Genomic DNA, 17,605 nt, shown 5'->3' with positions numbered 1-17,605 from the left:
ATGGATAATTTAACAGATACAATTAAAACAAGCTTAGCAACAAATGCAGGAAATATTGTAGGTAACCTTCTATTAGAAATTTCTACACTACAAGCTAAAAATGGATATTTAGCTAATGAAAATAGTGAATTAAAGATGCAACTTAAGACATTGCAAAACAATCAGAAAGTAGGTGATAGTGATGTCACTACCAAATCTAGAACTTCAAACAAATAAGAATGTAACTAGTGTTGATATTGACCATATAACAATTCGGCAATCAGAAAAAGGATTAGTGCTTAATGTAACAATTCTTAATGCAAATCTTACTGCTTATGATTTAACTGGAGCAAGAATCCAGTTTGTTGATAATAAAGAACAAAATAAGATAGTTATTGATGATGCAGATGAACGTATTAAGATTACAGATGCTAAAGCAGGTAAAGTTAGTTATACTTTACATCCACAAGTTTATGCAGCAACTGGTAGTGCGTGGCTTGAAATAATCAAAGGATCAGATGTTGTTGATACAACTCAAACATTTTCAATTAATGTTCTTAAAGAAGCCAATCTTTATCTTGATAATAATAACTATGTTTCTGATTTTGAAGCTTTAGAAAATCATTTTAAGGCTTTAATTAAAAGCGCTGAAACAACAGTTAATACACAGATTAGTGATACTAAGAAAAAACTTCAAGATACGTTAAATTCAGCTAATAACCAAGTAGCTGATTCTAAAAACAAAGCTTTAGCAGCAATTAATGAAGCTAAAAATAATGCCACTCAGACTTTAACTAACATGCAAAATGAATTGAATAGTTATAAGGCTAAGTATCAAGCATTAGAGAATCAACTGAATCAAGATATTAAGCAAATTAATACAAATGCTACTAATCAATTAAATGATTTAAAAAAGGCAGCTGATAATCAAAGAAATGCAGATCATACTAGTGCTACTAATCAAATTAATTCAGACCATGCTGCAGCTGAAAAGGCTAAAAATGATGCTATAGCTTCTATTAATTCTGCTAAAGATAGTGCAATTAAACAGGCCCAAACAAATTTCACCAATAAGATTAATAGTCTTCAAAATGACTATAACAATTGGAAAAATCAACGTATTGCTGATTTTAATAAACAAGTTCAATCTATTCAAGATAAGTTAAATCAACAAGGTAAAGATACTACAGCACTAAATAATAAGCTTGATAGTATTAAAGCAGAAATGTCAAAATTATCTGTAGATTTTTCAAAAATTGATTTTAACAATTTCGAAACGCATGATGAGTTTTATGTTTCTAGCCCAGGATTAATTGAAAATACATATCATGATACTGCGACGTTTCATTCAACATATGAAAATGAGTGGAACGCAGTAACTGATATTTCAGATAAATCTTTTTTTGATAAAGATTTTGCTGGCACAAAAGATGGATTAGGAAATACAAGATTACAATGGTACGGTAGCTCTAGTGTCGTTGGACAAAAAGTTTATTTTCATACCGGGGCTACAGTTACAATTAGTGCTCTTTTCCAAAATGTTAATGTTAATGATTTATATGTTGATTATAAGCTTTATGGAGGATTAGATTCTGATACAGGCATAGTTAACTTTGTAAGAGGCGGATTTTATGTACCATGGACTACGCCGTCTTTAATTTTAACTACATCTAGCAACTATGAAACAGGAATAACTGCAGAAAATGCACCTAAATCTGGATTTACCATTATTGATAATGGTAATTTAAAAAGCCTTGGTGGTACTAGTGATGTTAAAGTTTTTGCTACTTTTAAAATCACAAAAGGTGGTTCGTTTACTTTTGGATTTGGCTCTAATTCATCTAGTGATACACGCTTTTTTATAAGTTCATTAATGGTTTCAGAAACAGATCATATGGTTCCTTGGACAACTCACCCTAAAGATTATGAGTCAGCAATGACAAAATCTGTAATTTATGGTGACCAAGATTTAAATCAGTATAAAGTTGATGGAATCTATGACTTATCTAATTCATTAAGTTTAAAAAATTCCCCTACAACTGATGTTTACTCTGTTCTAAGAGTAGTTTCAACTAATAAAAGACATAATGGAACCCAAGAATTAACAAATACTAATAGCGCCCAAAAATGGATTAGAAATTGGTCATCGACCAATACATTTACTCCTTGGGTGTCGATTGCAAGTTCTGATTCAAGTAATCCTCATGACAATTTACTTCATAATACAGACACTTTAACTGGATTTTCTGGACATGTTCATAACAATAGTGTTGGCCATGGCTCTGAAATTCAGCCAATAGATTCAAATTTAAGTCCTTTAAATTTGAAACAAATGCATGTTTGGGGAGATGTATTAGGTAATGCTGGGTTTGATACTAGCTTCTCTGGGAAATTGCCAGCAGGTAATTACACTTACTCAGTATATATTCGATCAAATAATCAAAATGTTAATACTGACGGACTAAGACTAGAAATAGCTCAAGCAGAAAGTTTTATCTTAGATAGAATTACAGTCACTGGAACATGGTCTCTTTTTAAAGTAAGTTTTACGCTAAAAAATACATATGATAATCCTCAGATCATGTTAATGCCACAAAATATGGATATTAAAATTCCAGGTGGATCTTTATGGTATGCAATGCCTAAACTTGAAATGGGAAATGTGGCAACTGGCTGGACGACTAATACTAATGACATAAATAATAGAATTGATCAAGCTGGTAAAGTTAAAAAAGTTAATGGTGTGTCACCAGACGGTTCCGGAAATATTAATGTGCATTCTCAAATAATACGTGGATATGATATTGCGGCTAAAAAAGATACGAATAGAAAAGATGAAGTTATTGGTGGAAGTTGGTTAGTAGATGGTCAGGCACTAGCCCCATTTGCTGATGCTATTAATAAAGTTAATGGCAATACTAAGCTTACTGGAGCAACAGATGTTAACACTTTAACTTCACAAGGTGTCTATGTGCTACAAAATCAGGGCAATACTAACACTCCTAGTTTCTTCCCCGATAAACGTGGAACACTAGTTGTTTATAACTTTGATGGTAATGCAAAAACACAGCTATTTTACCCAGTGGGAACCAATGCAACAATTGAAACTTTTGCTATTAGATACTGGGAAGGCAATCATTATGGTACTTGGCGTAATATTGCCAGCTATGAAGACTTGAAACATCCACCAGAGAAATATGCAGATTATATTTCAGGAACTATTGACTTTAACAATAATACTTACTTACAAGAAACTAAAGTTTGGAAAGCTGGAAATGCAACATTTGTACATGGACCTAATCTTAGTGGAACAAGATGGGGCTGGATAAAAACTATTCACTGGGATAATAACACAACAGTTCAGTATTGGATTGAAGCTGGAGGAGATACTTATTTTCGACGAGGCAATATAACAAAAATGCCTGATAGTTGGAATAAAGTTTCTGATTCAACAGATATAAATAATTTGCAGAACCAAATTAATTCATTAAAGAATAAAGAAACAAGTCATGTATCTGCTAATGAAACAGATGCTTTAAATTATTCGAAGTCTCATCCAGGTATACCTGTATTTGTAGCAGGATAGGAGGTATGCAATGATAATTAATGGTAAGAAAGTAATGAATGTTTATTTTAATGGTGAAAAATTTACTAAAAGCTTAAATGCTCAAAGAATTAACACATTTGACTCAAATAAAGTAAAGATTCCACTTTATCATATTTATACAGGAAATTATGAGGGAGCAAAGCAAGGTGAGAATATATTTTTTGAAAGAGATGAAACACAATCTTTAAGATCTCCTAGTGAATATGAGTGGGGTGTAATTGTAGCAGAAATTTCATATGAAAATGAAGAATTTGTAGGAATTGTTGGATTAAACGGAGTGGACTATACGTATGATACAGGAATGTTAATGGTTTGGTGTAAGAAAAAAGACGTAATACCCTATATAATAGGGGGGGGTAGCTAGGGTATTTAAATGCCTTTTATTAGTAAAGGAGGGCTTATATGTCCGCTTTTATTAATAATAAAGAAATAAAATCAGCATACATTAATGGTAGAGAAGTTTCAGAGATTTATGAAAATGGATTATTAGTATGGCAAAATTATTTTAAAGCTGGTACAGAATTAATATTAACGATGGATTCAACAAAAAAAGACTATTTAGCACCGTTTCATTTGTATGATGAAAATGGTAACCATACTTACGAATATGGGGCTGAAGTTCATTTAAGTAAAAACACGCTTAATAAGTTGAATCCTACTGGCAAAGTTAAGATAGCATATGAGTATGGTCAGTATAATAAGGATATTGGATTTATCAAAGTAAAAGAAGAAGTACCAATTTCATTTATTAAAACGTCTACTGCTTCTCCTATATTTGATAATTATGAAGACAAGGGACAAGTATTAGTGGATAGTAGTGGAGAATATTATTTACCGACTAGCGCAAGTTTATTTCATGTAAATAATAAAAATGATTTTGGTGTATTTGAAAGCCAGCTCCATAAGTTTTCAGATGTTTCATATATTTACGGCGAGCCAGAAAATTTTGACGCTACTTTTGTTATTTTACCTCCCTATAAATCTCACTATCCCACCATTAATAATGGTCCAGAAGATTATCCTTCTAACCCAGAAGATAAATTGAAAATCACTATTATTTAGGAATTATTCTAAAAGTTTATAAATTATTAATATAGTACGATTCATAAAGTGTAAATCTTTTGATCGTGCTTTTTATTTTGAAAGGAAAATATTATGACAGAAGAAACAGTAGAAAATGTAGTATCAAATGAAAGTGCTCAAGCAGTTCAAGAAAATGATTGGGAAGAAAGAGAAAAGGAAGCTAAGGCGTACATTAAAAATGATCCTCTTTATAAGCAGGTAGTATATATTTCTAATGATGATGATGATTGTTTTCCAATTCCTTATCATGAATTAGATAACGATTTGTATCCATATGTCGTTGAAAGACCTACTGGAATTAATCATCCTAAGTACAATTGGACTACTAGACAATGGGAAGAGAATAGTGCACAGGGGCAAGCTACCAAGTTAAATGTTTTAACCAATGAATTAAAAGAAGCACAACAAGAAATTGCTACTTTAAAAGAAAATAACTCAAATATTGCTAAAGAAAATACCCAATTAACTACTCAATTAGATAATTTAAAAGAGGCGCTTTCTTCTAACACAGAGCAGAGTGCAAAACAAGCAGCTACTTTAATTCAAATGTTAAGTATGGCTACAGCTAAAATTGATGCTTTAACTACTAGTGCAGGAACATCTACCGCTGTTACGCCACCTAGTCCACAACCTACTTCACAAGCAACTACTACAGAATCTCAAGCACCAGTTGCGCCTGTAGCTACTAGTGACGATACTAAGAAAGAAGGTGAATAATAATGTTAGATTTAGCAGCAAGTTTTGAATATTTTTACAAAATGTACTATGATATGGGACTTTACACTAAAGCAACCATTGCTAGTTTTGTCCAAATGGGTTGTGTAGGTCCTGATGCATATAAGAGAATTACAGGTGATGACTATGCAAAAAGTACTTCAGCTAACTAATAAATACCATGAACAGATAATTGCAGGAACTGCAGTAGCTGTAATTGGTATTTTTTTAATTGTCAGTCGTCAGTATTTCTTTTGGCCACCAGAATGGTCATCAACACTAAATGATATGAGAATTGATATTGTAGTCTTTATTGCAGGAATTGGAATGGTTACTTCGGCCTACATGGATAATAAAATTAGGTGGTTAAAGATTCTTTCTTTTGTATTATCGGGTGCGGTGATCTTAGCGTTAGGGGTTACACAACTTTTTCATATCATATATGCCGGACAGTTTAGAATGGCACATACGATTATTGGAGATATGGTAATTTTTGCGCTAATTCTATATGCAGCCTACGATAGTTAGGCGGTGAAGAATCTTGCATGATTTGTCAAATCTTGTTCAAATGTTAGCTCTTTTTATTGGGGCAGTAAGTACTGCACTAGCAACTACTCACAAAAATAATCGGAATGATTATTCGTCCATTATTCAAGAACTAAAGTCTGAGCGAGATGAATATAAGCAACGTTGTCAACTTCTTCAAAGAAAGTTGGATAAAACACGAGAAGAATTGCTAAAAGTAAAAAATAAGAAAATAGAAGAAGGTAGTAGAAATGAACGGAAGTAGTTGGGCAGAAATTTTTACATTTATACTTTGGATTTTAACTATTGGAATTGGTGCTTGGTTTGGTAACAAATCACTGAAGCTAAAAAAATTAGGGTTGAAGAATCAGTTTCTTGAAACCTTAGTTAAAAATGCTGTCAATTCCTATGAAAACACTACACTTAATGACCATGGAAAAAAGAAAGCAATTGTAAGAGAAGTAGCAAGTTCTCTTAATAATAAAGGTTTTAAAGTTAGCGAACAGACGATCTCAGATATTGGTAAGAGTGTAGAAAATGCTGTTAAAGAAATTGAAAATAGTTCGGGTTCTGCTAATACAAAAAGTGTGGCCAAACTTGAAGAAACAGTAAAATCCGAACAAAAGAAGTAGGGGGTAAGCCAATGTTAAAAATGGTTGATGTTTATAGTGATAGCCCTAGAAGTTTTGCTACTCAAAGTGGTACTGATATCACTATGGTAAAAGCTACTCAAGGTACAGGATATGTAAATCCATATTGTGATGTAGACTATCAAGCAGCAAAGAAAGCTGGTAAACTTTTGGGAATTTACCACTATTGTAGTGGTGGAAATCCAGAAGCAGAAGCAGAGTACTTTTACAAAAATACTAAAAACTACGTTGGTGAAGCAGTTCCAGCGGTTGACTGGGAAGAAGGTCAAAACGCAAGTTGGGGCAATACCAGCTATGTTAAGCGTTTTGTTACTCGCTATCATGAATTGAGTGGAGTTTATCCACTTATCTATGTACAAGAATCCGGTATTTGGCAAGTAGCTAACTGCTCTAATTTATGTGGCTTATGGGTTGCTAAGTACCCTTCAATGAATTGGAAGAGTTGGACCATTCCAAATATGGCAGTTAATACATCCCCATGGGGGACTTACACCATCTGGCAATTCACTGGCGATAACATGGATAGAAATATCGTAAACTTGGACAAAAAAGGCTGGCTAGCAATTGCTAAGGGAGATAGTAAGAAGAGTACTACTGCTGCTAAGGAGTCTATCTCTTGGAAGTCTGAAAAGGGCACTTTTACCGCTAAGCAAAATCTTTTCTTGCGTACAGCACCAGAGGATAAAGCTAAACACATTGCCACAATTCATAGTGGCGATGAAATCACTTATGATGCTTATGCAGATATAGCTGGTTACAGATGGTTAAGACAGCCTAGAAGTAATGGTACTTATGGATACTTACCATGTAAAAATAACAGGTCGATGAAGTACTTTGGCAATTTTAGCTATAAGTAGTATAATTAATAAGGACCATTGACACCCAAAAAACCACTCACGTTAGTTCGTGGGTGGTTTTTTTACTTTGTCTAAAAGATTGTCTAAATTAAAATTAAATTTCAGTTTAGACAATAACTAGACTAAAAGTTGTATACTAGTGTTTGGCATTATAAATATGGTCAGGGACTGGCCGTGGTAAATTGACGTTTAATAATCAACTTTGAAATTAAGCTGGCAATAACAATGTAATTATTGCTACAAAATTTAAATGAAAGTAAAAATACCACTTAGGAGAAATCCTAGGTGGTATTTTTTTGTTGCAGTAATGTTGCAGCATATAGATTAACAAGTACTGATATAGCGGTAATCCTCAATTATATTAACTCACGTAAGTGGAGGGAATTGCTGACGTTAAAGGCTCAAGAAAAAAATAAGTTAAATCCCTATATCATTAATTTGGTAGGGAGATTTTTGTATAAAGGATAAATTAAAAGCCACAACTTAGGAGATGTGACTTTTTGAAATTACAATACTGGTGATAGCAATCTAGAAAAGTATTGCTTAAATTTACGCCAGTGAGATTGCTTGGCAAAGTATTCATTTGTCATTAAAGTACAATCTTTTAAATCATTTTCAAAAATTGCCTTTAGTTTTTGAGTCAATTCAGGACTATAGGTGAAGGCGTTAACTTCAAAGTTAAGTTTGTAGCTTCTAAAATCTTGATTGGCTGATCCAACAGAAGCAATATTTGAACCACTGACCATAGTTTTAGCATGAATGAATCCATCGTTATATTTGTAAACTTTAATCCCTTGGCTAGTGAGATATTTTGAATAATATTCAGTCGCACGATAAACAAAAGGATGGTCCGGCATACAAGGAACCATAATACGTACATCAACACCGCTTTTTGCGGCGATGATTAATGCTTCAAGTATGGGATCACCAGGAATTAGATAAGGGGTTTGAATATAAACATATTCTTTGGCAGTTGCAATAATTCCTTCATAGGCGCGGCGAATTCCATAATCTTCGCTATCGGGGCCTGAGGATACAATTTGCATTGGTACAGTATTTGGATCATCAGTTGGTGGTTGAAGCTTGAAGTTAGCAATTTCTTTTTCAATATCAAACTTAGGTAAGTGGGTTTTACGACAGGTAGTATTCCAATCCATTGCAAAACGAATTTCCATCATTACAGCCGCTTGACCGACGACACGTAAGTGAGTATCACGCCAATGACCAAATTTTGCACTCTTGTTAACATATTGATCGCCAATGTTATAGCCACCAATGTACCCAATCTTGTGGTCAATAATCACAAGTTTTCGATGTAAGTGATAGTTAAGTCTTGGAGTGGTAAAAAAGTGATTGCCAGAATCAGAGATAAAAGCTTGTGCGTAGCCACCCAATTCTTCTAGATGCTTAAAAAATTTAGGATGTGTTCCTCTTGAACCACTGGTATCATATAAAACGCGAACTTTAACGCCACGCTCAGCGGCATTTTCTAAGGCAGTAAGTACTCTTTTACCTAGGTCATCAGAGTAAAAAGTATAAAATTCCACATCAACTGAAATTTTAGCTTGATTAATATTTTCAATAATATTATCAAAAAGTTTTGGTCCACTTATAAAGACATTAACTTTATTATTGAAAGTTAAGATAGCATCGTCATTATTGAGGTTTAAATCTACCAACATTCGTGAACGTTGATGACTATCATTTTTAGGAAGTAAATCTTTTTCCTTTAGAAGTTTGTGTTGCTCATTTAAAAATTTTTGCCGAATCTTTTCTTGTTCTTGTTGGATAATAAAAATATCATCATGAGATAATTGTCGTCCAACAAAGAGGTATAAAATAAAACCAACGTAAGGAAAGATACATAACACTAGTAGCCAAGCCCAGGTTGAGGCAATGTCACGTTTGCTACGAAAAACTGTCCAGATAGCAAAAGCATCATTGATTAGCCACAAAACTTCAATGATACGTCGGATAACATCCCAAGTCCAAATCATTAACTTTTCTCCTTTATTGTTATATTATTTGACTGAATAATTTTAACATAATTTTAAAGATTTATGAAATTGAGGTAGTAGGGAGAGGAAAAATGCTTGGTTTTATATGGTCAGAAGATTTAGATGGTAATATTGGTTATCAAGGTAAATTACCTTGGCAGCTGCCAGCTGATTTAAAACATTTTAGGGAAAAGACGTTGGGTCACTCAATTATAATGGGGAGAAAAACTTTTGAAAGTTTACCCCAACTTTTACCTGAAAGACTGCATGTTGTTATAACAACTAATACAGAGTTAAAAGAAAAATATAAAAATAGTGAAATAGTAAAAATTTTTAGAAATATTAGACAATTGCGTAGGTGGATAGAGAGCCAAGAGGGTTGTCTAATTTGGGTTATTGGCGGTACAAGTTTATTTAAAGAATTTAAGGATGAAGTAAGTGTTTTAGAAAGAACGATAATTCAAGCTTATGTTAGAGGGGATGTAAAGATGCCAGAGATAGAGTACTCTAAGTTTGAGTTGATAAATGAGGAGTGCCATTGGGTTGATGTGAACAATAAATATAACTTCACATTTTTAACCTATCAAAAAAGAGTTAGCATTCGCTAACTCTTTTAATTATTTGTTTTTCATAATTGGTTGGTAGATTAAGTCAATGAGAATAGCTGCAATTAAGGCAATTACAATGGTAATGCCGAGGTTTACTAGAGTGATTTTCGTCATTGCTAGACCAAAGAGTGCCAAGATAAAGGTTAATAACACATCAATGATTTGCACAACTCCAACCATCTTAGAGGGATGAGATTGCCAGAAAAACTTTTTAGTTCTAGTAATTAAAACAATTAGCATCGCACTTAAAACTAGGTAAACATAAACCATGGTGGAAACAGTGCCAGCTGTGTAATGATGCGCGACTAAGTACCAAACAAAACTAAAGCCAATAACTGTCCAGCCGGCAGCAAGTGAAAAAGCAATTTTGGCAAGTTTTGCCATATTCCAGCTTTCCGGTTTATAAGTAATATAGGTGTTATCAGTCCCAATCATCATTGTAACCATGTTGTTCATGATCGTGTAAATAACCATGGCGTTTAAGGCCATTGGAATATAATCGAAGAATAAGAAGCCAAAAGTTAAAAGCATGGTCAATTCAGCAGTACGAGAAAGCTTGGTAAGAGACCAAGTAGTCATTCTTTGGTAAACACGGTGTCCAGCATCGAGGATTTTCACAATTGGTGTTAAGCCATCGTCTAAAAGCACCATTTTACCACTTTTTTTAGCAACATCAGCTGCATTTGAAACAGCAATCCCGACTTCGGCTTGTTTTAATGCAGGTGCATCATTAACTCCATCACCGGTCATACCAACGATGTAGCCATCTTGTTGGAGCGTTTTTACTACGCGTAACTTGTCTTCAGGTAAAACATCGGCAATTCCTGCTAAGTCTTTAATATCAGTATCTTTATTAAAATCCTGAATTGAGATGACTTTTCCTTGAAGACCAACTTGTTTAGCAACAGCGGCGGCAGTTTTTTGGTTGTCACCAGTAAGCATAATTGGTTGAATACCGCGTCGCTTTAACTCTTTAAGGGCGCTAGCGGAATCTTCACGCACTTTATCTTGCAAAATGAAAATACCTGCTAATTTGTCATCAATTAAAACTGCTACTGAGCGACCAGCTTCAAAGTTAATATTTTTGACTTTTTCATCGGCGCTAGGGTCAATCTTAGAAAGTTGTTTAAATGATCCAAGTTTGATATTTTTACCATCAACTTCGGCCATGGAATAACCTGTATTTGAAGTAAAAGGTACAAATTTGCTTGGAACTGCAGCAGTAATGTTTTCTTGAGCAAGGTAATCATCGATTGCTTGATCGATAATACTTGGGCTACGTTTATCTGTAGCAGCACCAGCGAGGGATAAGACTTCCTTGCTTGGAAGAGTAGAGACGTTATCCCAACTAGCAACTGCAGTTTTATTTTCAGTGATCGTACCCGTTTTATCAAGTAAAAGAACATTTAAATTGGCTGCGTCTTGAATACCAGTTAAATCAGATGTCAAAACTCCCTCATGACTCAAACGAGTTGCTTCAAATGAGTTTGAAAGGGCAAAAGTAGATGGCATTGCTACCGGAATTGAGGCAATAAACATCATTGCTAAGAACGGTAACATGTCAATAACATTTTTGCCACGAATTAAAGCAGCGATAATTAAAATTAAGGTTAAAACACCATCTAATAAGCAAAGATAGTAGATAATCTTAGTAAGTAATTGTTGCAAGTGTCCAGGAGCAGCTGATTGGTTAATTAAATTGATAGTTTTTCCTGAACGAGAATTGCTACCGGTTGCAGTGACATAAGCTTGTGCATCCCCGCTAACAACTGTAGTGCCCGCATAGGCAGTCTCACCGACATTTTTGGTGATTTCTTTAGATTCACCAGTAATTGAACTTTCGTCTACAGCAATTTGTCCTTGAGCAATCTTGACGTCAGCTGCTAAAACATCCCCACGTTTTAAACTAATTAAGTCGCCAACAACCAAGTATTTGGAGTTAATCTTAATCCATTTTCCGCTTCTTTTAACGGCAACAGTAGGTGTGAGTTCATGGGAAATGGTATTTAAAACTTTGCGAGACTTTTTCTTTTGAGTAGCCCCATTAAATGCTGCAAAAAGCAACATTAATAATACAAAGAGTGACTGAATCCATTTTCCTAAAAAACATTCTAATAATAAAGCAGCTTCTAAAATCCAAGCAGAGAGGTTCCATAGTTTACCCATAAATTCTTTTATAAAATTAAATTCAGGTTCTGGAACTTCATTAAGCCCATCTTTTTTTAAACGGACTTGAGCTTGGGCATCTGTTAAGCCTTGAAGCTCTTTTTCTTCCATAAAATACCTCCGTTAATTTCTTTCCGCTATCAAGTTTAGCGCATTTTTTTATAGGAAAAAAGATAATCTAAAGAGTTAGCAGAAAATATTAATAATTTTTTGGTAAAATAATAGGTAGTTCTTCACGTAAGTGGAGGGGCTACCTATAGTTGAACTATATATCTACGTAGAGAATAAGTTTGCAGAGCTTAATGAGTGGTAGATCATATAAATGATGAAGTTAGTGCAGTAGAGGACTACGTTTTTATTTAGATAAATATGATGATGAAAAATGCCGTAATTTTATAACAGATTAGATAGAGGTCCAAATACTGACGACTTAAAAAGCTGGAAAATAATTTTTGGAGGAAAATATGGCAAAAGAAATCAAGGGCGATGATGGGAAGACCTATGTAATTAAGCAAAAGAAGCCTTGGTATAAGCGTTGGTGGGCTTGGGTACTAATAGCACTAGCAGTAATTATTGTATTTGCAATTATTGCTGGTAGTGGAGAAGATGATTCCGGTTCTTCATCTAACAGTTCAAGCCAGAATCAGACATCAGTTTCAACATCTAAGAAAACATATAAAAATACTGCTAAGGCAGTTACTTTAGGTGCTGGTAGCTTTGAAGTTGGAGCGGGTAAAGATATTGAACCTGGACGTTATGTGATTAAAGCAGAGTCTGGAGACGGTAACTTCCAAAGTGACGGTGGAGAAGATATTAATATTATCTTAGGTACTACTCCTGATGAAGATGGGGGTCAAGTTGATTCTTACACTACAACTCTTGTTAAAGGTGAAAAAATTAAAATTAGTGGTATTGAAAAAACTAGTTTTGAACCGGCACCAAAGCCAAAATTTCAAACTTCATTTGGCCCTGGTACTTGGATTGTAGGACAAGATATTAAACCTGGTAGATATGAAATTAAAGCAGTTAGAGGTAGTGGTAATATTACTTCAAATAACTCAGACATTAATGAAATCTTAGGTACTACAGCTGATAATGATGAGGGTCAAATTACTCACTTTACTGCTGATTTAACCGATGGAGAAGCAATTACTACTGACGTTCAAGAAATTGAATTAGTCAAAAAATAGATAAAAGTCCCTATCGGGACTTTTTATTTTGTGAGAATCACTCTAGAATAAATTTTTAGTTGAACGAAAAGCATGGTTAATTAAGTATTGAAGAGTTTTAACTTATGGAGTGTCTTCAATATAAATATAATACCTTTCATCATAATATCTGCTGATTGTTAACTTTTTAAGCTGGATATTAAAGGTGCTATACTAAAGATAGAAATAGTAAATATTGGAGGCATTGAAATGAAAACTACTAAACTAGTTGTCGGAATTCTACAAATCGTAATTGCTGTTTTTATTACCTTTCAGGCTTGTATAGTAGGGATTGGAAAAATTTCCGGAAATAGCATCACCCATCTTAGCGGTGGAAGTGCTGGGTTGTTATGTGCTATTTTATATTTGGCAACAGGAATTGTTTACATTTGTACTCATAATAAGAAAAAAATGGCTGGAGATATAGCTTGTTTAATAATGATGCTAATAGCTTGGTTTGTTTCAATTGTGAACGCAAGTACTTTCAGTGATTTGGCTCTTTGGGGATGGTTAGCATTTATTATTGGAATCGGATTCTTTGTTTGGCATTTAATTTTGAATAGAAGAAAAATTAATTAAATCACCAAAGTTTAGTTTGTAATGAAGTTTGGTAAGGGCCAAAAGTATTTTATTATAAAAGTGAAGAACCCCATAATTGTTAGAAAGAGAGCTAATGATTATGGGGCTTTTTACAGAAACGTTGAGGATCCCATTAAAAATAAAAGATCCATGTATCAAGAAACAGGGCTTCCACTTTAAGGAGAGAAGTGCTCAAAATTAAGATTTCGATTTTGATTATCCCCATAGTTAGAAGGGCGATTCGTTGTTAAGATGCGTTTAGGTTAAATTCCACAACTAATCAAAAAAGACCTTACACTATGTGTAAAGTCTTTAAGTAAACGCCTATTCATGCTATAATTACTTTTGCAATAAGAATTATACAAATCCTTAAGGCTGGTAACAAATAGACTTAAAAGCGCCGAATTTTGGTGTATTGGTAGTACACCCCAGCCAAGCGCTTAACAAAAAGGTTTTTATTTTTCCCACCTCTTGGGTTAATTACTTGGTGTGTGCTTTACTGCATACACTTTTTTATTTTATCAATAATTTTGGTATAAATTATACAGTTTTTGTATCTTGAGTAGTTAAGGATAATTAGCAAGATATAGTAAAATGGAAGTTAATTTACCTCAACCCCTAAGGAGCAATTTACAGTGTGAAGCCGACGTAAATCTATAGTGTTTCAGTATTTACAGGGATGCCCATAAAAGAAAAACCCTAGAATAAAATTCTAGAGTTGTTGTTTAGTTAAATTAGTTATCTAAGTTAAAGACTAAAAAGGAGAGTACAGGATTTGAACCTGCGCGCCGATATAAATCGGTTCGCCGGATTTCGAGTCCGGTGCATTACCACTCTGCCAACTCTCCGCAACATTAAAAGTATATCATAGAATATTTAATCTTATCAAACTTAATTAAATGGTAAAAGGAAACATGTTACACTTTTTTAGCATTTCCTTAACTAAATCCTTACCTTTTTCTTTTAGAATTAATGTATTAATAATAGAAATAAGGTATAGAAGATGAAATTAAAGCCTCTCCCAATAGATATTAAGGAGTTAACAAAACTTCTTGAAAGTAATATACCTGTAAAAAAGGAACAAAAAAAGTAATTTATATCAATTAAATTGCTACCCGTTATTTAATTATGCTGTTAAAATTAAACTATTGGTAGTATTAATTGAGGTAAAGCTGTGAAATTTTTTTGTCCAATAGAGGTAATTAGTACTGGATTAGTACTAGCTCTTTTAATTTTTACTATAAGAAATTCTCGTTTATTTAATTTTTATGATCATTGGGTTCACCATAAATTAGTTCGTCATAGTGATACTAAGCTTTGGCAAATTATCACTTTTTTGAATGAACCAAAATTAATAGTCATTTGGGACTTAATTTTAGCAGGGACATTGTTTGCTACTCATCATCCCTATAGTGGAAGTTGGGTAGTTTTAACTTTGGCTTTTACAGATTTGTTGGGAATTTTACTTAAAAATTCTCTTAAAAGAAAGCGTCCAGTCGCACCCCAAGAAGTTAGAAAGGGATATAGTTTTCCTAGTGGACATGTGCTAAGTGTCACAATCATGGGATTAATGCTTTGGCGCATTTTTGGAAAAAAGGGGGGGCTAATTCTTTTCGTCGCAATTATGAGCGTCTGGGTATTGGTTGCTTTATCACGCTTGAATACGAGGGCGCATTATCCTTCTGATATTATTGGAGCAACGACATTAGGAATTTTTTGTTTTACAATTGCACAACAATTTTTAACTCTGGTTTAAGGACCAGAGTTTTTTTGTGAAAATTATTTCTTGAATATAAGTTTACAACATCACAAAGTTGCATTAAAATAATCCATGTAGGCAAAGGGCAAAAAGCCCAAAAGCACGACGAATTATAATCATTTATTTTTCGCCACATATTCTAAGGAGGATTTTGACTAATGCTCAAATCAGTTATTGAAAATATTCACGCACTTGAAATCTTTGACTCACGTGGTAACCCAACTGTTGAAGTTTTTGTTACTCTTTCAAATGGGGTCGTAGGTAAGGCTGAAGTTCCATCAGGTGCTTCAACTGGTGAAAACGAAGCTGTTGAATTGCGTGACGGTGGTGAACGTCTTGGCGGTAAGGGAGTTATGACCGCTGTAAACAATGTTAATACTGAAATTAACGATGCTTTAAAGGGCTTGGATCCACACGACCAACCAAACATCGATGCAACTATGATTGCTTTAGATGGTACTCCAAACAAGGGTCGTTTAGGTGCTAATGCTATTTTAGGTGTATCTATGGCTACTGCTGCTGCAGCTGCTAAAGATAACCACCAACCTTTATACCGTTACTTAGGTGGTACTGATCTTGAAATGCCACAAACTTTCCACAACGTTATTAATGGTGGGGAACACGCAGACAACGGTATTGACTTACAAGAATTTATGATTACTCCAGTTAAGAAGACTTCATTCCGTGATGGTTTCGAAAAGATTGTTAACGTATACCACACTTTGAAGAAAGTTCTTGAAGATATGGGTTACGAAACTGGTTTAGGTGATGAAGGTGGTTTCGCACCTAACATGAAGAACTCAGAAGAAGCTTTGAAAGCTTTACATGAATCAATTATTAAAGCTGGTTACAAGCCAGGTGAAGATATTGCTATTGCATGTGACTGTGCTGCTTCATACTTCTACAACAAGGAAGATGGCAAGTACCACTTGGAAGGTAAAGTCTTAACTGATGAAGAATTAAGTGACTACTACGACAAGTTACTTAAGGAATTCCCAGAATTAATTTCTATGGAAGACCCATTTGATGAAAACGATGTTGAAGGTATGGTTAAGTTTACTCAAAGCCACAAAGATCGTGTACAAATTGTTTTAGATGACTTTATCTGTACTAATCCTAAGCTTTTAAACAAGGCTATTCACGAAGGTGCTGGTAATGCTTCATTAATTAAGTTGAACCAAATTGGTACTGTTACTGAAACTTTAGAAACTATTCGTCTTTCACGTAAGAATGGTTACAACACTATGATTTCTCACCGTTCAGGTGAAACTGGTGATACTTTCATCGCTGACTTCTCAGTTGCTGTAAATGGTGGTCAATTGAAGACTGGTGCTCCAGCACGTTCAGAACGTGTTGAAAAGTACAACCGTTTACTTGAAATTGAAGAACAACTTGGTAAAGGTGAACGTTTAGCATTCTTCCCAGATAACGTTGACTTGGACTAATTTTAGCTAATTAAATAAATTAAAGATCGATACGGCAAGAGCTGTATCGATTTTTTATAAGAAAGATTTGAAAACCTTTTCATATTATTATAGAATAATCCATATACTCATTTTTGAAAGAAGAATATTATGGAAAATAATGAAAATAGTAATAAAGAAACCTTATTTATTAGCATATTAGGTAAAGTAGCTTCAATTATTGCAATTTTGATGTATGTTTCTTACATCCCTCAAATTATGAATAATTTACATGGACAATATGGTAGTCCAGTTCAGCCATTGGTAGCTGCTATTAACTGTACTTTATGGTCAATCTATGCCTTAAAAAAGAGACAAAAAGATTGGCCGGTTTTCTGGGCTAATGCACCTGGAATTATCTTTGGTTTACTCACTTTTATTACCAGTTTACATTAAGTCTCTCCTAGGCG

The 17,605-nt window shown here is 33.9% G+C and carries 18 protein-coding genes and 1 tRNA gene; 16 read left to right on the top strand and 3 right to left on the bottom strand.

The genetic code is table 11. The annotated features are described in order from the left end of the window. The 10 genes from FP435_RS04495 (at nucleotide 1) to FP435_RS04450 (ending at nucleotide 7,415) form a co-directional block, all read left to right on the top strand. A complete protein-coding gene (locus FP435_RS04495) occupies nucleotides 1-216 on the top strand; it encodes a hypothetical protein (protein ID WP_265482899.1) in 216 nt (71 codons plus the stop codon). Continuing rightward, nucleotides 182-3,565, top strand: a complete 3,384-nt coding sequence (locus tag FP435_RS04490; RefSeq protein ID WP_265482898.1) for a hypothetical protein — start codon at nucleotides 182-184, stop codon at nucleotides 3,563-3,565. Before FP435_RS04495 ends, FP435_RS04490 begins: the two co-directional genes overlap by 35 nt. Nucleotides 3,566-3,575: 10 nt before the next feature. Next, nucleotides 3,576-3,950 carry a hypothetical protein gene (locus tag FP435_RS04485; RefSeq protein ID WP_265482897.1) on the top strand — a complete coding sequence of 125 codons (375 nt, stop codon included), beginning with the start codon at nucleotides 3,576-3,578 and terminating at the stop codon, nucleotides 3,948-3,950. Nucleotides 3,951-3,988: 38 nt separating this feature from the next. Then, nucleotides 3,989-4,648 (top strand): hypothetical protein, encoded by a 660-nt coding sequence (locus FP435_RS04480; protein WP_265482896.1) that lies wholly within the window; start codon nucleotides 3,989-3,991, stop codon nucleotides 4,646-4,648. Between the two features lie 93 nt (nucleotides 4,649-4,741). Further along, nucleotides 4,742-5,386 (top strand): hypothetical protein, encoded by a 645-nt coding sequence (locus tag FP435_RS04475; RefSeq protein ID WP_265482895.1) that lies wholly within the window; start codon nucleotides 4,742-4,744, stop codon nucleotides 5,384-5,386. 2 nt (nucleotides 5,387-5,388) lie between these two features. Beyond that, complete coding sequence (locus FP435_RS04470; protein WP_265482894.1) at nucleotides 5,389-5,556, top strand: XkdX family protein; 168 nt, start codon at nucleotides 5,389-5,391, stop codon at nucleotides 5,554-5,556. Beyond that, entirely contained in the window at nucleotides 5,531-5,911 is a 381-nt protein-coding gene (locus FP435_RS04465) for a hypothetical protein (protein ID WP_265482893.1), read from the top strand. Before FP435_RS04470 ends, FP435_RS04465 begins: the two co-directional genes overlap by 26 nt. Before the next feature lie 13 nt (nucleotides 5,912-5,924). Continuing rightward, nucleotides 5,925-6,173, top strand: coding sequence for a hypothetical protein (locus FP435_RS04460; protein WP_265482892.1), 249 nt, complete (start codon nucleotides 5,925-5,927; stop codon nucleotides 6,171-6,173). Further along, entirely contained in the window at nucleotides 6,160-6,540 is a 381-nt protein-coding gene (locus FP435_RS04455; RefSeq protein ID WP_265482891.1) for a phage holin, LLH family, read from the top strand. The genes FP435_RS04460 and FP435_RS04455 overlap by 14 nt, the downstream gene beginning before the upstream one ends. Before the next feature lie 11 nt (nucleotides 6,541-6,551). After that, nucleotides 6,552-7,415, top strand: coding sequence for a GH25 family lysozyme (locus FP435_RS04450; protein ID WP_265482890.1), 864 nt, complete (start codon nucleotides 6,552-6,554; stop codon nucleotides 7,413-7,415). A 506-nt stretch (nucleotides 7,416-7,921) separates the two neighbouring features. Here FP435_RS04450 and cls read toward each other — a convergent pair. Further along, complete coding sequence (gene cls / locus FP435_RS04445) at nucleotides 7,922-9,412, bottom strand: cardiolipin synthase (protein ID WP_265482889.1); 1,491 nt, start codon at nucleotides 9,410-9,412, stop codon at nucleotides 7,922-7,924. Nucleotides 9,413-9,504: 92 nt separating this feature from the next. Here cls and FP435_RS04440 point away from each other — a divergent pair, with 92 nt between their 5' ends. Next, nucleotides 9,505-10,020, top strand: coding sequence for a dihydrofolate reductase (locus tag FP435_RS04440; RefSeq protein WP_265482888.1), 516 nt, complete (start codon nucleotides 9,505-9,507; stop codon nucleotides 10,018-10,020). Nucleotides 10,021-10,029: 9 nt separating this feature from the next. On the opposite strand, the gene FP435_RS04435 is transcribed toward FP435_RS04440, so the two are convergent. After that, nucleotides 10,030-12,297 carry an HAD-IC family P-type ATPase gene (locus FP435_RS04435; RefSeq protein WP_265482887.1) on the bottom strand — a complete coding sequence of 756 codons (2,268 nt, stop codon included), beginning with the start codon at nucleotides 12,295-12,297 and terminating at the stop codon, nucleotides 10,030-10,032. 353 nt (nucleotides 12,298-12,650) lie between these two features. On the opposite strand from FP435_RS04435, the gene FP435_RS04430 reads away from it, so the two are divergent. Next, on the top strand, nucleotides 12,651-13,376 hold the full coding sequence (locus tag FP435_RS04430) for a hypothetical protein (RefSeq protein WP_265482886.1): 726 nt from the start codon (nucleotides 12,651-12,653) through the stop codon (nucleotides 13,374-13,376). Between the two features lie 228 nt (nucleotides 13,377-13,604). Next, nucleotides 13,605-13,973, top strand: coding sequence for a hypothetical protein (locus FP435_RS04425; RefSeq protein WP_265482885.1), 369 nt, complete (start codon nucleotides 13,605-13,607; stop codon nucleotides 13,971-13,973). 760 nt (nucleotides 13,974-14,733) lie between these two features. Here FP435_RS04425 and FP435_RS04420 read toward each other — a convergent pair. Further along, nucleotides 14,734-14,821 (bottom strand) — tRNA-Ser (locus tag FP435_RS04420). A 326-nt stretch (nucleotides 14,822-15,147) separates the two neighbouring features. Between FP435_RS04420 and FP435_RS04415 the strand changes: the two genes are divergently transcribed. From FP435_RS04415 to FP435_RS04405, 3 genes are all read left to right on the top strand, one after another. Beyond that, nucleotides 15,148-15,729 carry a phosphatase PAP2 family protein gene (locus tag FP435_RS04415; RefSeq protein WP_265482884.1) on the top strand — a complete coding sequence of 194 codons (582 nt, stop codon included), beginning with the start codon at nucleotides 15,148-15,150 and terminating at the stop codon, nucleotides 15,727-15,729. A gap of 161 nt (nucleotides 15,730-15,890) precedes the next feature. After that, the gene (gene eno, locus FP435_RS04410; RefSeq protein ID WP_265482883.1) at nucleotides 15,891-17,177 is read left to right on the top strand and encodes a phosphopyruvate hydratase; all 1,287 of its coding nucleotides are present in this window, start codon (nucleotides 15,891-15,893) and stop codon (nucleotides 17,175-17,177) included. Between the two features lie 129 nt (nucleotides 17,178-17,306). Then, on the top strand, nucleotides 17,307-17,591 hold the full coding sequence (locus FP435_RS04405; RefSeq protein WP_265482882.1) for a SemiSWEET family transporter: 285 nt from the start codon (nucleotides 17,307-17,309) through the stop codon (nucleotides 17,589-17,591). Nucleotides 17,592-17,605: the final 14 nt, after the last annotated feature.

The sequence above is a fragment of the Lactobacillus sp. PV037 genome (assembly GCF_014522345.1).
In the GTDB taxonomy this organism is placed as follows: domain Bacteria; phylum Bacillota; class Bacilli; order Lactobacillales; family Lactobacillaceae; genus Lactobacillus.
The sequence above is the reverse complement of the archived record's forward strand: the minus strand, read 5'-3'. Positions and strand labels throughout refer to the sequence as shown.

What these genes read in the sequence shown, in the direction of transcription:
- FP435_RS04495 (WP_265482899.1), top strand. Translation starts at nt 1, where the DNA reads ATGGATAATTTAACAGATACAATTAAAACAAGCTTAGCAACAAATGCA.
- FP435_RS04470 (WP_265482894.1), top strand. Translation starts at nt 5,389, where the DNA reads ATGTTAGATTTAGCAGCAAGTTTTGAATATTTTTACAAAATGTACTAT.
- cls (WP_265482889.1), bottom strand. Translation starts at nt 9,412, where the DNA reads ATGATTTGGACTTGGGATGTTATCCGACGTATCATTGAAGTTTTGTGG.
- FP435_RS04440 (WP_265482888.1), top strand. Translation starts at nt 9,505, where the DNA reads ATGCTTGGTTTTATATGGTCAGAAGATTTAGATGGTAATATTGGTTAT.
- FP435_RS04465 (WP_265482893.1), top strand. Translation starts at nt 5,531, where the DNA reads ATGCAAAAAGTACTTCAGCTAACTAATAAATACCATGAACAGATAATT.
- FP435_RS04450 (WP_265482890.1), top strand. Translation starts at nt 6,552, where the DNA reads ATGTTAAAAATGGTTGATGTTTATAGTGATAGCCCTAGAAGTTTTGCT.
- FP435_RS04405 (WP_265482882.1), top strand. Translation starts at nt 17,307, where the DNA reads ATGGAAAATAATGAAAATAGTAATAAAGAAACCTTATTTATTAGCATA.
- FP435_RS04430 (WP_265482886.1), top strand. Translation starts at nt 12,651, where the DNA reads ATGGCAAAAGAAATCAAGGGCGATGATGGGAAGACCTATGTAATTAAG.
- FP435_RS04435 (WP_265482887.1), bottom strand. Translation starts at nt 12,297, where the DNA reads ATGGAAGAAAAAGAGCTTCAAGGCTTAACAGATGCCCAAGCTCAAGTC.
- FP435_RS04455 (WP_265482891.1), top strand. Translation starts at nt 6,160, where the DNA reads ATGAACGGAAGTAGTTGGGCAGAAATTTTTACATTTATACTTTGGATT.
- FP435_RS04485 (WP_265482897.1), top strand. Translation starts at nt 3,576, where the DNA reads ATGATAATTAATGGTAAGAAAGTAATGAATGTTTATTTTAATGGTGAA.
- FP435_RS04490 (WP_265482898.1), top strand. Translation starts at nt 182, where the DNA reads ATGTCACTACCAAATCTAGAACTTCAAACAAATAAGAATGTAACTAGT.
- FP435_RS04480 (WP_265482896.1), top strand. Translation starts at nt 3,989, where the DNA reads ATGTCCGCTTTTATTAATAATAAAGAAATAAAATCAGCATACATTAAT.
- FP435_RS04475 (WP_265482895.1), top strand. Translation starts at nt 4,742, where the DNA reads ATGACAGAAGAAACAGTAGAAAATGTAGTATCAAATGAAAGTGCTCAA.
- eno (WP_265482883.1), top strand. Translation starts at nt 15,891, where the DNA reads ATGCTCAAATCAGTTATTGAAAATATTCACGCACTTGAAATCTTTGAC.
- FP435_RS04425 (WP_265482885.1), top strand. Translation starts at nt 13,605, where the DNA reads ATGAAAACTACTAAACTAGTTGTCGGAATTCTACAAATCGTAATTGCT.